At 35.0% G+C, this 15,964-nt stretch carries 11 protein-coding genes; 1 reads left to right on the forward strand and 10 read right to left on the reverse strand.

Features of this window, described 5'->3' with window-relative positions:
• Window positions 1-99 precede the first annotated feature (99 nt).
• From A9G31_RS07240 to gss, 4 genes are all read right to left on the reverse strand, one after another.
• Window positions 100-2,772, reverse strand: a complete 2,673-nt coding sequence (locus A9G31_RS07240; RefSeq protein WP_065561063.1) for a putative virulence factor — start codon at window positions 2,770-2,772, stop codon at window positions 100-102.
• The gene (locus tag A9G31_RS07245; protein ID WP_065561064.1) at window positions 2,769-5,795 is read right to left on the reverse strand and encodes a virulence factor SrfB; all 3,027 of its coding nucleotides are present in this window, start codon (window positions 5,793-5,795) and stop codon (window positions 2,769-2,771) included. The genes A9G31_RS07240 and A9G31_RS07245 overlap by 4 nt, the downstream gene beginning before the upstream one ends.
• A gap of 9 nt (window positions 5,796-5,804) precedes the next feature.
• Window positions 5,805-7,379 (reverse strand): SrfA family protein, encoded by a 1,575-nt coding sequence (locus A9G31_RS07250; RefSeq protein ID WP_065561065.1) that lies wholly within the window; start codon window positions 7,377-7,379, stop codon window positions 5,805-5,807.
• 284 nt (window positions 7,380-7,663) lie between these two features.
• Complete coding sequence (gene gss, locus A9G31_RS07255) at window positions 7,664-9,538, reverse strand: bifunctional glutathionylspermidine amidase/synthase (protein ID WP_065561066.1); 1,875 nt, start codon at window positions 9,536-9,538, stop codon at window positions 7,664-7,666.
• 199 nt (window positions 9,539-9,737) lie between these two features.
• On the opposite strand from gss, the gene ybeD reads away from it, so the two are divergent.
• Window positions 9,738-10,004 (forward strand): DUF493 family protein YbeD, encoded by a 267-nt coding sequence (ybeD, locus tag A9G31_RS07260; RefSeq protein ID WP_034913328.1) that lies wholly within the window; start codon window positions 9,738-9,740, stop codon window positions 10,002-10,004.
• 274 nt (window positions 10,005-10,278) lie between these two features.
• On the opposite strand, the gene adk is transcribed toward ybeD, so the two are convergent.
• From adk to hisS, 6 genes are read right to left on the reverse strand one after another with little or no spacing between them, the layout of a single operon-like run.
• The gene (gene adk, locus A9G31_RS07265) at window positions 10,279-10,923 is read right to left on the reverse strand and encodes an adenylate kinase (protein ID WP_065561067.1); all 645 of its coding nucleotides are present in this window, start codon (window positions 10,921-10,923) and stop codon (window positions 10,279-10,281) included.
• Window positions 10,924-10,960: 37 nt separating this feature from the next.
• Window positions 10,961-11,197, reverse strand: a complete 237-nt coding sequence (locus tag A9G31_RS07270; RefSeq protein WP_141671410.1) for a YfgJ family double zinc ribbon protein — start codon at window positions 11,195-11,197, stop codon at window positions 10,961-10,963.
• Window positions 11,198-11,215: 18 nt separating this feature from the next.
• Complete coding sequence (gene der / locus A9G31_RS07275) at window positions 11,216-12,685, reverse strand: ribosome biogenesis GTPase Der (protein WP_065561068.1); 1,470 nt, start codon at window positions 12,683-12,685, stop codon at window positions 11,216-11,218.
• A gap of 19 nt (window positions 12,686-12,704) precedes the next feature.
• Window positions 12,705-13,877, reverse strand: coding sequence for an outer membrane protein assembly factor BamB (gene bamB, locus A9G31_RS07280; protein ID WP_065561069.1), 1,173 nt, complete (start codon window positions 13,875-13,877; stop codon window positions 12,705-12,707).
• Window positions 13,878-13,903: 26 nt separating this feature from the next.
• Window positions 13,904-14,662: a YfgM family protein gene (locus A9G31_RS07285; protein ID WP_065561070.1), complete on the reverse strand. Its 759-nt coding sequence runs from the start codon at window positions 14,660-14,662 to the stop codon at window positions 13,904-13,906.
• A gap of 18 nt (window positions 14,663-14,680) precedes the next feature.
• Window positions 14,681-15,958 (reverse strand): histidine--tRNA ligase, encoded by a 1,278-nt coding sequence (hisS, locus tag A9G31_RS07290; RefSeq protein ID WP_065561071.1) that lies wholly within the window; start codon window positions 15,956-15,958, stop codon window positions 14,681-14,683.
• Window positions 15,959-15,964: the final 6 nt, after the last annotated feature.

The raw sequence follows: 15,964 nt of genomic DNA on the forward strand, positions 1-15,964 counted from the left end.
TATACTCAAATACGTGAGTATTGTTCATCCGATCTATTGAATAGGGAAACATTTTCAACTCAAATAAGACCTCCCTATTACTCTATTTTTTATTTAATTTTAATTAATCTGCGATTGTTTGAAAAAATTAAGAATTTCACCCAATCGGCTATTTTGTTCTTGACTAATTTCTCGTCCTGCATGGTGTCCCACATTTTCTTTCGCAAGCATTGCAAATGCAACAAACCAATCAAATATCGCATACTGAGAATAATTTTTAGTTTTATCGTCCAGTTTCGGTAATGAATGTGATGATTGAACATTCAATTCACTTAGCGGTGAAGAAAATATCGGTTTCCCCTGATTAACTTTACTCATTGGTATATCACTTCCCTGCCCTTGAATAAAACCAAGCCATGCAATAAAGTCGGTTAGTAAAGTGTGAATAGCACTAATTTGTCTAGATTCTAGATCATCACGCTTACTACCAGTATTTTCGTTATTCAAAATATGCTCGGTTAAACTTGCTTCAAGTTTCATTCGATTAGCTGCAGTAATAAGTTCTTCTACAATAAAAGAGAGTGATTTTTGATTGATACCAAAAAACTGTAAAATATGCTTATCTAATACAATATTCCTTAAATGCTCTAACCATGCCGAAAAAACAGTTTTGGCAAACTTTGATTCGGTTGGTAATGTGGCAACTTGTTTAGTGGGCAATGGTGAATTCTCATCAGAAAATAACTCGAAATCAGCATTTAAACCAAAATCATTCGATAAATTATCTAACAAATTATCATTGCTATCTTGCTGTATTTCATTTTCTATTGTATTGGAATGATAAAGTGCTCTAATTGTTTGATCTGGCAATTCAAACACTTTAAGTAGTTCACCTAATAATAGTGCTTTACTTTGCAATTCTTTAACTGCATCAGCAATTACTTGCTTTTTCTTAACTAACTCTTCATCACTATCCGCTTGATACCAAGTATCAAAACGCATATTAATGATGTAATCAATTTTTTCATTAAGCTGTTCAACAATACGCTGTTGTTTTACTTCCGTAATGGCAACTTGCTCCAAGTATTGACTAATTCGCCCTATACCACCATCATTAAGTTTTAACATGGCATCCCATGCTTCTTCTGGCTGGAACACATATTCTTTAATATCATTATTTTGCACAAATGTACTTCTTAATACATTCATTTTATCTTGATAATTTTCTCTATAATCAAGCTCTTGGCCAGTGCTTGGTTCGACATTTAAAAATGGCACATCAAATCCAGGTTTTCGAACTAGAAAAATATTATTAAATTTGTGGTTGTTTGACCAATTACTTAACCAATCATAACTACCAAAACGTTCTAAGATAGTTTGTTGTAGCAAACCTCCTTTGCCCCAGCTATTTTTTAGATTATCTTCAGATAGTGTTAATGATGTGCCAATGCGTTTATCAAACATGGTTATTGCCCATAATAATCCCGGCTTTTTAGTAGCTCTTTTTTCAGCTGTTTCACCTTGGGTTTTATCAATCCAGCGCTCAAGTACTGGACCTACATCATTAACATCAGATTGTTTATCTGATGGTGTACAAACAACTAGCACATTCATTTCCTGGCTGTCAGTATATTTTTCAAAAAGATAAGCAACTTTACCACGCAATAAAAGCTGAGCAATTGGATTACCTTCTTTAACATCAGAAATCGATATCAAGTTTAGACGGCCTCGGTATCCAGGAAAATCAAGTAAATCTACATTTTCAAATGTTGGTACTCTGGTTTTATTGACTAATGGAAAAATTAATTCGGCTGTTAAAAAAGCCAATTGTGCTAAAGATATAGTTGTTGGTGCACCATTTAATGGTGTTATAGTGACAGATGAATCTTTGTCGGTATTTAATCGCTCAAGAATATCAACATTCATAATACTGTCAATTTGTGACTTAGTACCGTTATTATCTTTGATTAAGACAGAAAGCGGCGCATATACCGTTTCAGCATGACTAAAACTTGATAAGGTCATCGCTAGTTGGGTATAGATTGTGGTGAGTTCAGAAATACCACCCCATAAAACAGAAATCAGTTCACCACGATCAGATACAGGCAAATAAGGAAGAAGGTGCGTTGCTTTTTCCCAATATCCCCCTTTCAAACCTTCAAGCGAGTTACCGAAGTTCTCAGATAAATAATCATAAAGATCAACAACATCATCTTCAATAATACCGCCAACATAGCTTATTTGTTTTTTATTTTCTAACCGTTGAATCAACTGATTTAGCTGCGAAAACTCAATTTTATTGGATACTTTTTGTTGGTCAAAATCTTTAAAATAGGCATTTATTAAGATTTTTACAATTTCTATCTCTTTAAATAATTTTAATTCTAACGGATAGTTAGCTATACCACCTTTAGCAATACGGCTAAAACGAGTAACAAGACCTGTCGCTTCTTTACCACTACCTACAGGGTTCACATGATCAATAAAGTCTAAAACTTCGTTATCAACAACCGTTTCAAGCTTACCATTTTCACCCGCGGCTAATGCCGAAATAAGGTAAGATTTACCTGCCTGTGATAATCCAAAAAAACCCACTGCAACAGACTTAGTTGATACATCACCCAATCGTTTTGCACTATTACGTAAACGACGTAAATCTAAAATTAAATTATCCGCTTCACTATCTAAACGTTTAGATGAATGGCGTGTTTGATCTACCCACTCAATGGCCTTTGCTGATGCTTGATAGACCTGTTCCCAAGATTTAGGAAGTTGTTCATTTAAGTTTTTCATCGTTTTATCATTCCACTATCAAGCCAATATTGCGTACTTATTAAACCAGAGTTAACCATTGTATTTAAACTTAGTTTAATATCCTGATTTTTATTACAGGCCCGCCCATCAGAGGCTTTTACATCTTTAATATAAAAATTTTCGACCGTTTTTGGTTTGTTTTTTATTCCGAGAGTAACTTCTAATACGACGCCTTCAGCACTTAATCGCTTGGCCACTTCACTATTTTCAATTGTTAAAATATAAATAGGCGATGCTGGCCACCTTTCAACTTCAAGTTGCCTAAAACCAAGTCTTGTAGTGCCTCTTATTTCAAACGAGAGTTCAGGAAAATCATAATCAGGATTATCTAAGTCAATATCTTGATAATAAACATTTTCTTTTTTAATCATATTAAGATTATCTAAAAGTCCAATGTATTTAACTGTTGAATATAAATCCATATTAGAAGATCTAAAATAGAAATTAGGTAATCTTAAATTTTTGCTTAAAAAACAAAGCATAGCACCCACAGCAGCCGTTGTTTTAGGGTCATCAACGCGTTCTTGTTTATGGAAAGGATACCAACCACCAGTATGATAACCATGTAAAGGCAAAATTCGCCCTGCAGGCATGGATAAGCGTGATCGGAAATAACTTTGAACGCCCGGTAATCGAGAAGGGCGACCGGTTAATAAAAGAACATCACACTGATAACAACTAATAATTTCGGATAATGCATCAAACGTTTTACAGATATTGTAATAATCACCACGAATAAACAAATAATGTATACGTTTAAGGTTAATATCAATACTTAAATCAAGTACCGAAAACTCAGGATTATTTAATGCGCGCCTAATAGGTTCATTTATAAAATTGAGCACATTATCAGTCATAGAGCTATGTTGTAATAATTCACCAAAGGTAGAACGATAATCATGTTGCTCTGAATGTAATGGGTCATAAAGTTCATAAGCTTTTAATATTTGTAATCCAACTGGAGTAAATAGCTGTAAAGTAAGTTGTTGGCGCAGTACCGCATCTTGGATAGATAGTTGTTGTGAACCAATAATAGTAGATAAAATTGGGTTTGGATCTGCAATTCCAGCTTGTTTTAGACCATTTGTTAAAGCGGTTAGAACGGTATCTTGAATGATATCAAGTAAAATATCATCCCCTGCAACTTTGAATCCATCACGAAAACGTTGCGTTGGCACAATATAAGCATTACTACTGTTGGTTTGACCACTTACACCATAATCTAATTGGTAATCGTTAATCACTAAATCTGTTGTGCCACCACCAATATCAACTGTTGCAATGGTTAGTTTTTGCTTATTATCTTTAGCCGGACGAACCATTGAAGCAATGAATTCTTCACTGCGCCCATTATAATTATTTTGTGTCTCGTTAAAGAGGTAAACCACTTGCCCACAAGTTGCTTCGTCCCATTGAATATGCACTTCTGGAATATTTGGCCATACACTTTCTAGTTGTTCTGGATTATTAAAATCAATATTTTTATCTGAACTATCCCAACCTAGGCTTTTCCAAACCAAACCTATTGCTTGATATACGCAACTTTTAAATATTGCTTGTTCGGGTTTTGGCATGGCTGGCGGAATAGTTAAAATAATAGATCGTAAATTACGTGGAGTTTTAGCATGCTCAAGTTTATTACGCTGAGCAACACTATTCATTTGCATTAATGCATGCATTAATACTTCACATAACATAAAAGTCATCAAAGAACTACGCGAGTATTTGGGGTGGAAAACCGGCATTTTACGGTCATACTCTTCTTCAATATCATTACTTAAAATATGTAATGCTTCACCGTATTCATTAATTAAGCTTGAAAAAGGTTCTGCTGTTGCAAATGGTTCATGATCACTTTTTACATAATGAGAATTAAAACGCCAACCTTGTTCGTATTTATCTTGATCCCATAAATAGCGTTTAGGGCTTGAAAGACCCGTTGCACCTTCATTACCCTCTCGCCGACTTGCAAGCCGACTTGCCTCTTGGCCAACACGGACAATACTAGGCCACCGGAAAGTATCTCGTCGACCACTTTGTAATGAAAAATGTTCTTTACCCAAAAAAGTTTGGGCAAATTCTACTCGGCTTTCAAACGGTTCATTGTAAATATGCTCTGGCTGAGTTAAGTCTCGAATTTCAAGCTCATAACGATGATTTAAACTATCTTTATCTTGGGCATGATCTTCAATTAAAATGCCACAAGTACGTGAATTACCCACATCTAAAATCATATCAACAGGAATTGATTTAACAACATCATCCTTATTGTTTGACACAATTTTAATTGTTGGTAATTGCAAGGAATCAGCAAGTAAATGGATGATATTTAGATAGTGCCCATAATAAGACTTACACTTAATCTCTTGATTAATATCATCTTTATGTATCTTTAAACGCTCTGGTTGTGGTGCAAGTTCTTGAAAGAGATCAATTAACCAACTAGTTATCCATTTGAGTTCTAAATACCATGAAACGTGATCTGAGCGATGTGCTAAACTAAATACTGCACCAGTCATCACATCGTTTTCGGTTGGAGCAAGATAAGCAACATCTTGTAAGTTAGCAAATACTTTTGTATCAAAAGCAAAAGTGATTCGATGTGTATTACCATCAGGATCTTCACCTTCAGGAATACTAACTATTCGAACTCGGCTCCAGTTATGTGGCCCTTTATCAAAACGATTTGAAGGTATTGAACGTAACATAGGAACTGGTAACCAAATACCGTCGTATAGTTTTAAGGACTGTTCAACACTAATTTCCTGTGTTGGATTAACAGCAAATGTGGGATTATCTGGTGTAAAAAATTGACCATTTTCCACATCTTCAACCAACCTAATTAGCGCGCCACTCTCAGAGGGATCAATAAAGCATCCATTAACTTTACTGCGCCATTTATTATCTTTCCAATCGATTTTAAGTGCAAAGTCAAGAAACTGAATACCACTGTTCATAATAAGTGTCACTTCTTGACCATAATTGCGTAATTCTGGAAGCATATACAACCTTTATTGTTTTTTCATTGTTATTGGGAATGGAGCCCCATTATTATAAATTCCCTGACAATTAGCTTTATTATTTTTGTCTGGCGTACATTGAATCTTTGGTAATTGATATTTGGTATTGTCACTACAAACAGCCTCAGTGTTACCCGCTATATCTAAGTTAGCATTTTTAATGTTAGTACCCACATTACCCGTACATTTCACACCGTCACTACGTGTTACAGTAACTTCGCCATTTCCATCATCAAAGTTATAACTTAATTGCAATGGTTTACCAGTGGCTTTATCTTGAATACCACCATTTACAGACCATTGACCATTTAAGAATTTTGTTGATCCTTGTTTAATTGCATCAGCTGGCATAGCTAAATGATTAGTTTTATCAACAGCTGAATTAGAATCTAATTTATTATCTTTATCCGATGGGGAAGATGTTGGCTCAGCACTATCTTTGTCTTGTTTGTCTTGTTTGTCTTGTTTGTCTTGTTTGTCTTGCCCGCTTTGATCATTTTGGACATCGGCATTATCTTTTTTATCTGGATCTAAAGGGATTGATTTGTCATCTTTATCATCCGTTCTTGTCGTATCTTGCTCGCTTTTATTATCTTTAGCATCAGTCTCTGGAATATTATTACTATCATTTCCATTGTCTGTAGGTAAAGAATGATCAACTGAATCACCAGCAACATTGCTATTAGTAGGAATATTATTTGCATTGTCTAAAATCGAACCATTTGGTATAGCGTTATTGGTGACACCTAATCGATTATCAACGACAACGTTTTTTGGCTCTGGATCTTTTCTATCTTGTTTTTCATCCTTTTCTGGTTGGCTAATATTACTATTATCTAAAGATACATTCGGGTTAATTGATATTTGAGGTTTTAGCCAACAGCCGCGTAACAAAAACAATGCTAACAAAAGTAACAATAAAGGTAATAACCCTAACAACCATACCCACCAACGTTTCCACCATGGTCTATTATTAATTTGTGGAGAAACTACTTCTGTGATTGTTGGCGTTACTTTTTTTGCAGGCTCTAAACAATAGAATGGAGAATTTACTTGAGGAGTTTGTGGATAAACAAACCCCCAAAAAGTAATCACTGGTTTGCCATTAACAATATAAACAAATTGATTACTAGGAAAGCGTATTGCCATCAAGTTAGGTTCTAGACTTTGTGAATTGTGTTTTGGATCATAAATAAGGCGGCTGAACAATAGCTGATCGCCTTTAATATTTGGGTTACTAGCTAGTTGCTCACCTAGAGCCACAACTTTTCGCTCAAACTCCTTTAAAAGCTCAAGGGCTGATTCTTGTTCGGATTCACTAGCAGATGTCCAAGGAACAATATCATATTGTCCATCAGGTCGATTTGAATCAAAAGGAATATACCAATCAATGATATTACCTTGATCATTGCGTTGAGGAATGGCTAAATAATCAGCAAATTGTTTACCTAATTTAACTCTAAACGTTTCGCGAATTTGAGCGGCAACTAAATAAGCAGCTTTTCCATCATGCCCTAGCATTTTGAAATCTTTAATATCACCACTTCGAAGTAATGTATTTGCCATATATTTCTTTCCATTCCTTTATATCATTTTTATTTCTTATAATTATTTTTGCAGTTATGACAATTTTAACAGAAAACACCTTTATTGTAATTGACATCATTACGGATAATATGAATTTTAAGTACATTTTTTAATAGATTGTGTCATAAATAGCGCCATTTGTACAAACCACAAACAAATAAAATAATTATTTGATTTATAATATTTTTATTTATAATCGCGATACAATCGGTAAGCTCAATTTTATATTAAAACAACTATTTACCTGAAATTTTTTTACAAAATTATTTTAAGAACTCATCATCTGTTAATACTCGTAATGGTTGCATATCGCTTTCACCTTTTATAACTAAAGAAGGATCGGAGCGTAAGCAAGTCCCACCATAATGTCCACCAACAGTAAAAGTACATAACTGTAGATAACGATCTTCGACTTTCGGTAAGCACCATAGTTCTTGATAAATATTTTCTTGTTTAGCAAATCGACCTACTGTTTTATCAAGGATCTGTTCTTGATTATTCACTAATTGAATATCACTACCACGGCGTCCAGCTATTGGTTTTATTGCATAACCTTTTTTAATTAGGCTTTCATTGAGTTCAAATGTAGACTCTAATAGGTAACGATGATTAGGAAATAAAGACCATAATACGGGTAAAATAGCTTTATTACTTGGAATAACCGTCCACAGTGGTTCGAAAACAGAGACTTCCGGTCGCAAAAGTACATCGAGCAATCTAACTGAATTTTCAGGATGCCATGTACGAATTGGTAACCCTGCAATTTGTGCCTCACTTTCTTCTCGAAGTTGCTCTAATACCGTTTCCCAAGCCCATGTTTTCCAGACACAAGTTACTTGGCGATCTTCATCATCAACAAGTCGACCACGTTTATCCCATCTTAGTCCAGTAAGCCCTCGTAAAATTTTGCTATTAAATCCCGCTTGAGTAAGTGCTGTTTGCATAAATAATGCATGATAATTTTCTTCACTATCATTATCTTGCATAATATGAACAAAAGATTGAGCATCACTATGCTTCCAACAGTTAGCTAAAGAATTAAGCAAACCACTACTAGGATTAGTTCCTATATTCAGTCCAGCTTGAATAGCCCATTTTTGCAAAATATGACCTGCCTCAGTATGGCAAGAAGCAGAATCAGCATTATATTCATAGACTTTAAAACCTCGTTCATCCATACAAAAATCTAACCGCCCAGTAATCATTTGGTAACGGCGCTGCTGCCATGAAAGTCTTAATCTTGGCCATAATATTTCTGGGATATTAAAATTAAGTAATAAATTATCGTCCTTTAATACTTTATCTGTGGCATGCAAATACATTAAATGTAATTCATTGGTTGCTCGAATAAGCTCTTGTTCGGCACTTTCAGAAATAGTGAAATAGCGATAGTGATCATCATGACTAATAGCATGACCTGTCGCTGAAACATACGCACTTTCTAATGGCTCTGATTCATTTAACCAATTTTTATCAAATTGACCTTGGTTTTCAATATGTGCGCTATGAATTTCAAGTAACGGTTTAGGAATTTTAGGTTGCGGTAAACTATATTCAGTCTTGTCAGTTTGAATCATCCACCCTAAGATTTTCGTATCATCAAACGTGTCATGTAATTGGTAACCGTCACTGGTCACTGTCATTTTAAGTTCACGAGTCCATTGCTGCCCAATTGGTAAACGCTTATGTATGACATTTTGTTCTGCTATCCGTACTTTATCTTTAAATACTTCAGTAATGATAGCCACATGACCTGTACGGTCAAAAAAACCACCATCATCCCAAACAAGTAACGCACCAGCCTCGGGCTTTTTTTTGCTTCCGTTTGCAAAAGCTTGCAAAGGTAAAATCGCTTCATTAACAACTTTCCTTAGAAAACGTAGTGAAAAAATTTCATGCGCCATACCAACATCTGTAAAAACAATACCATAGTTTAAAAATAAAAATCGCCTTGCAAATTCAACGCATTGCCATTTATATCCCATATATTCATAACCAGAATAGCTACGAAAAGATGCATCATTAGGGTATTGTTTTTGATCTAAAGTTTCATAATCAGATGAATAAATGGCAACGCCACCTGGCGCATACCCTAATAATGTACCAAAAGGTTCTTTATTATTGGACTTAGATGACATGTTATTTTAGCCTTATTAGTAAATAGCAAGATACGTTAATTACACTATGTTATAATTTTCTATCATAGATCAAAATATATACTTTAAAAAGCAATGTTTATTATTCGTTACTTGAAGAATAGTAAACTGCCTATATATAGTGTTTATTCTTGGTAGTCATAACGATACACCAAATCAAATAAACGAGAAAAATAAAATTATGCAAAAAACAAAATTAAATGAGTTATTAGAATTCCCATGCTCTTTTACCTATAAAGTAATGGGAGAAGCAAAACCAGAGCTTGTAGACAAAGTGGTATCAGTGATTCAACGCCATGCTCCTGGCGATTATACGCCATCAATCAAACCAAGTAGTAAAGGTAATTATCATTCTGTATCAATTACCATTAATGCAACACATATCGACCAGGTCGAAAATCTTTATAAAGAATTAGGCGAAATCGATATTGTAAGAATGGTTTTATAGTGTTTTACTTTTGCTAAAAATTGAAAATCTTATCAGTATAGATAAGACTTCCTGTTGTACAGTGAAAAATTGAATAAAATCAATGCTCTACCTGAATGATTTTAGCAAAGATTTATCTTTATTATAACAAAAAAATTAATTAGAAAATATTATAGAATCAATGTATTTTATTACGATTTTCAAATTAGTATTGTATAAACAGTGACATAAATTTATTCAAGATGATAAAACGCAAGATAGTATTAACTGCCTTGCGCTTTTAATAGAGAAGAAATTATCCTAAAATTTTCACTAATTCTTTTGTTACTTCAGTTACAGCTTGCGTTCCATCAATACGGAAATATTGTGTTCGCCCTTCTTTGGCTTCATGCTGATAATAACTAATTAGTGGTTTAGTCAAATCGTGATATTCAACAAGGCGTTTACGAACGATTTCTTCGTTATCATCTTTGCGAATAGTAAGTGGTTCACCAGTCACATCATCAACATTTTCAACCTTTGGTGGATTATGGCGAATGTGATAAACACGACCTGAAGGAGCATGAATTCGGCGCCCACTCATGCGATCAATAATCACTGCGTCTGGTACATCAAATTCAAGCACATAGTCAACATCTATGCCAGCTGTTTTCATTGCATCTGCTTGTGGAACCGTGCGAGGGAAGCCATCTAGCAAAAAGCCATTAGCGCAATCGCTTTGTGCAATACGTTCTTTAACTAATGCAATAACGAGTTCATCGGTAACTAGTTTACCGGCATCCATTAACTCCTTAGCTTGTAAACCAAGTGGACTACCAGCTTTTACTGCTGCTCGCAACATATCACCAGTTGAAATTTGAGGAATACCATATTTTTGCATAATAAATTGTGCTTGTGTTCCCTTTCCTGCTCCTGGTGCTCCTAATAAAATAATTCGCATAAAATAACCTCTTATGGCTTTAATATAAATAAAGCTTCTATTCTGGTAAATAATGAAATATCACCTTACTGCTGGATATCAAACCATCAGTTGGGCAAATATAGTTAACCGCTCCACAACCTTTGATCATTTGAGCTTTTTGCAAACAAGTCGGGCAAATATACTGTTCAAGATAATGTTGCTTACAATGAGGACAATTAAAATTCTGTGGCGAAACAACACTCATTTTATGATGACACTTTGGACAAAGGCCTTCTTTCCCAGAATCATTCATTAATTTTCCTGACATAAATTAATTTCGCCCTCTTACATGCTTCATTAATCGACGACGTTTACGTTGCTGTGATGCAGTTAAAGTATTTTTTCTACCTTCGAATGGGTTAGCCCCTTCTTTAAACTGAATTCGAATTGGTGACCCCATGATTTTTAGTGATCGTCTAAAATAGTTCATCAAATAACGTTTATAAGAATCTGGTAGATCTTCTACTTGGTTACCATGAATCACAACAATTGGTGGATTATAACCACCAGCATGTGCATATTTTAGTTTAACACGTCGTCCTCGAACTAAAGGCGGTTGATGGTCATCTTGTGCCATTTGCATAATCTTGGTTAATAATGCGGTATTAACACGACGTGTTGCACAATCATATGCTTCTTGAATCGAATCAAATAAGTTACCAACACCACTACCATGCAACGCAGAAATAAAGTGCACACGAGCAAAATCAATAAAATCTAATCTATCATCTAATGTCGTTTTAACTTGCTCTTTGATATCTTGTGATAAACCATCCCATTTATTAACAGCTATTACAAGTGAGCGCCCACTATTAATAATAAAACCAAGTAATGATAAGTCTTGATCGGATACACCTTCTCTGGCATCAATAACTAAAATAACCACATTAGCATCTTCAATTGCTTGTAACGTTTTAATAACTGAAAATTTTTCAACTGTTTCAGTAACTTTTCCGCGCTTACGGACACCAGCCGTATCAATCAAGATATACTCACGTTCATCTCGATTCATTGGTATATAGATACTGTCTCGAGTTGTCCCTGGCATATCATATACAACAACTCGCTCTTCACCTAAAATTCGATTAGTTAGTGTTGACTTACCAACATTTGGTCGGCCAACAATAGCAACTTTGATAGGTTGATTGATTAATGATTCTGTTTCATCAACAAAATCATCACATAATTCAGTTAGATCATCTAATTGTTGATTATCATCATCCGAGTTATTATCTTCGTTATTATCGAACTGGAAAATAGGATCTAATACAGTTTCAATTAATGAACTTACGCCACGACCATGACTAGCTGCAATTGGGTGAATTACTCCCAATCCTAAACCATAAAAATCAGAAATCGCAGTATCGACATCAATACCATCAATTTTATTGGCTACTAAAAAAGTAGCTTTATCGCGAGAACGGAGATGTTTTGCAATAGCATGATCAGCTGGCATTGTACCAGCTCTAGCATCAACCAAGAAAAGAACAATATCAGCTTCTTCTATTGCTTGCAGGGATTGTTCAGCCATAAAGCTTTCAACCCCATCTTCTGTTCCATCAATACCACCAGTATCAATTAAGATATATTCATGGCCCTTGATCTCAGCTCTTCCATATTTACGATCACGCGTTAATCCAGGAAAGTCAGCCACTAAGGCATCTCGAGTTCGTGTTAACCGATTAAATAAAGTCGACTTTCCAACATTTGGACGACCAACAAGCGCTACAACAGGTACCATGTTTCTTCTCTAGGTTACTTTAATTCTTTGTAAAAGCATAAATATCACCATTTTTAGCCTGAACAATTAACTTATTGTCTACAACTAATGGTTTAGATATTAATCCACTACTACTCACTTGTGTTTTAGCAACAAGTTCACCACTTTCATCATTTAACCAATATAGGTAACCTTCAAAATCACCAAACACAACACAATTCTGGTAGATGACTGGATCAGTTAACAAACGATGAGTAAAGTCTGACTGAGTCCAAAGTTCTCCACCGCCATTCTTAGCAATGGCTTGAACATTGTCATCTTGGTCAATAACAAACAGTCTATCAGTATCCACAGCCAAGCTATGTATAGATCCAAGTATTTTACGCCAAACAGTCTGACCATTACTTAAATCAAGCGCAACAACACTACCATTATAACCAATAGAATAAACTAAATTTCCCTCAACTACTGGAGTAGAATCAACATCATTTAATTTTGCTATTTCTGTAGAGCCTGATGGCTGTGAAATACGTTGCTGCCAAATTAATTCACCATCATTAATATAGTAAGCATTTACTCGGCCATTATCATCGCCAACGATTGCTGCGCCATGAGCGATAGTTGGCGTAGAATTACCTCTTATCGATAATGCCGGCACTTCGAAGGAAACATCCCACAAATAATCACCTGTGTCACGATCAAGGCCTTGAAGAATACCATTAGCAGTATGAATTATTAATTTATTTTCAGAAGATACTGGGCGAGCAAGTACTTCCCCTTTCACTGTTTTTTCCCACACAACTTTACCATCGAGACGATCTAGCGCATAGACAACAGCACGTTCACTGCCTACATAAACATATTTATCATCAGCACTGACACCACCTGAAAATAGTGCTGTTTTACTACTGAAAAGTGTACTTTTAGATAAATTTACATCCCATATAGTATTACCGCTTGATAAATCAATTGCTTTAACTTGTCCACTACGACTCGCTACGTAAATAGCATTATCATAATTAATCGGACCTAATAATGAATAGATATGAGTATTGCCAGCAGTACTATTTTTCCACACTTGTTGGATAGAAAATTGATTATCTACTTTCGGTGACGGTGCAATTTGGACAATCTCTTCCTCTCCACCAAATAAAGAACACCCAGCTAGTGAAAAAATAAAAACACCAGCAAAAAGATATTTTGATAACTTCATTGTATAGACCCTTATAGCAGGATAAATTAATTTTTACTTTCTTCAGATGCGGCTTGTTCTGCCTCAGCTTCTTGCTCTGTTTTTTCCTTGGCTGCCTGAGCCTCTTTTTCTGCCTTTTCTTTAGTAGCTAAAGCTTCTTGTTCAACTTGTTGTTTTGCTTTTAAATATTCAGCTTGGTTCAACTTCATTTTAATACTTTCTTCTAAATCTTTAGTTGGTGAAGAAGTCAAAGCAACATTATAAGCACTCACTGCGTCAGCATAACGGGACATTTTAACAAGCACATCACCCCTAAGATCATTAATTACTGCTCCCCAACTTTCATTAGTAACATTATCTAATGATGTTAGGCTTTCTTGATATTGACCTTGTTGATACTGTAAACGTGCTATACGAATATTAATAATCGCTTTCACAGGCTCTGAATCCGCTTTCTTTAATGCATCAACTAACAAGGCTTGTGCCCCAGGATAATCTTTTAATACCTCAACATAAAATTTTGCAGCACGCAAATTAGCAAACACACTATAAATAGTATCGTTATTTTTAGCAAAAGATACTAATTCATTAACAGAATCTGGTTTATTATCATCTAATTGGGTAATTAATTGTTCATACTTATCTGATGATTCTATTGCCTTTTCAGCTTTATATGATTGCCAATAACGCCAGCCATAAAAGGCCAATAATCCGATCACAAGAACGGCAACCATAATTTTCCACTTTTTAGCAAAAAAGCATTTTATCTCTTCAAGTTGTTCTTCACTGGATAACTGATGACTCACGTTTTTCTCCTATTTCCTTTACTTAATAGACAAACAAGTCTGGACAACATCTTTTTGTGCAACTTCAACTTGTTCGCCTGTTTGTAAATTTTTAATCATTACTGACTGATTAGATAATTCATTTTCACCAATAATAACAGCTATTTTAGCACCTAATTTATCTGCTTTGGTAAATTGTTTCTTAAAATTACTGCTACCATAATTTGTCATGATTCGCCAATCAGGAAAACCATCACGTAATTGCTCTGCAACACCTTGAGCAGCTGATATGGTCTTTTCATCACCAGATGAAATCATATAAATATCAATCGAATTATCACAATAAAATGATGGATTAACCGCTTGAACTAATAACACTAAACGCTCAACCCCCATTGCAAAACCAACTGCTGGTGTTGGTTGTCCGCCAAGTTGGCCTACAAGACCATCATAGCGACCACCACCACAAACTGTTCCTTGAGCTCCTAAACTATTAGTTACCCATTCAAAAACAGTACGATTATAGTAATCTAAACCGCGTACTAATCTTTGATTAATATTATATTCTATTCCAGCATTATCCAATAGTCGGCATAAGCTTTCGAAGTGAATTTTAGATTCTTCATCTAAATAATCAAACAATTTTGGAGCTTGATTCAGCAACTCTTGAACAACTGGATTTTTTGAATCAAGTACGCGCAATGGGTTAGTATACATTCTACGTAAACAGTCTTCATCTAATTTATCTTTATGTTGCTCAAGAAAAGCAACCAACGCATTTCGATAATTGGCTCTTGCTTCAAGCGAACCAATTGAATTAAGTTCAAGAGAAGTATGCTGTTCAATACCAAGGGCTTTCCAAAAACGAGCCGTTAATAAAATAAGTTCGGCATCAACATTTGGCCCTTCAAGTCCAAAGACTTCAACACCAAATTGATGAAATTGACGATAGCGCCCTTTTTGTGGTTTTTCGTAACGAAAAGCTGGTCCTAAATACCAAAGGCGTTGTTCTTGATTATAAAAAAGACCGTGTTCAATTCCTGCTCGAACACAACCTGCGGTAATTTCTGGGCGTAAAGTGATGCTTTCATCATTTCGATCATTGAAAGTATACATCTCTTTTTCAACAATATCGGTGATTTCTCCGACCGCCCGTTTAAATAGCGCAGTATCTTCAACAATAGGCGTTCTAATTTCGTTGTAGCCATAACTATTTAGTACACCTTTAACGATTTTTTCAATCTGTTGCCAACTTGCACTATCTGTTGGGAGTAAATCGTTCATTCCTCGTATAGATTGGATCTTTTTCTCTGTCATTTGTTT

This window comes from Gilliamella sp. Gris1-4 (assembly GCF_001690335.1).
Lineage (GTDB): Bacteria > Pseudomonadota > Gammaproteobacteria > Enterobacterales > Orbaceae > Gilliamella > Gilliamella apicola_P.

What these genes read in the sequence shown, in the direction of transcription:
- der (WP_065561068.1), bottom strand. Translation starts at nt 12,685, where the DNA reads ATGGTACCTGTTGTAGCGCTTGTTGGTCGTCCAAATGTTGGAAAGTCG.
- A9G31_RS07245 (WP_065561064.1), bottom strand. Translation starts at nt 5,795, where the DNA reads ATGCTTCCAGAATTACGCAATTATGGTCAAGAAGTGACACTTATTATG.
- bamB (WP_065561069.1), bottom strand. Translation starts at nt 13,877, where the DNA reads ATGAAGTTATCAAAATATCTTTTTGCTGGTGTTTTTATTTTTTCACTA.
- gss (WP_065561066.1), bottom strand. Translation starts at nt 9,538, where the DNA reads ATGTCATCTAAGTCCAATAATAAAGAACCTTTTGGTACATTATTAGGG.
- hisS (WP_065561071.1), bottom strand. Translation starts at nt 15,958, where the DNA reads ATGACAGAGAAAAAGATCCAATCTATACGAGGAATGAACGATTTACTC.
- A9G31_RS07250 (WP_065561065.1), bottom strand. Translation starts at nt 7,379, where the DNA reads ATGGCAAATACATTACTTCGAAGTGGTGATATTAAAGATTTCAAAATG.
- A9G31_RS07270 (WP_141671410.1), bottom strand. Translation starts at nt 11,197, where the DNA reads ATGAATGATTCTGGGAAAGAAGGCCTTTGTCCAAAGTGTCATCATAAA.
- adk (WP_065561067.1), bottom strand. Translation starts at nt 10,923, where the DNA reads ATGCGAATTATTTTATTAGGAGCACCAGGAGCAGGAAAGGGAACACAA.
- ybeD (WP_034913328.1), top strand. Translation starts at nt 9,738, where the DNA reads ATGCAAAAAACAAAATTAAATGAGTTATTAGAATTCCCATGCTCTTTT.
- A9G31_RS07240 (WP_065561063.1), bottom strand. Translation starts at nt 2,772, where the DNA reads ATGAAAAACTTAAATGAACAACTTCCTAAATCTTGGGAACAGGTCTAT.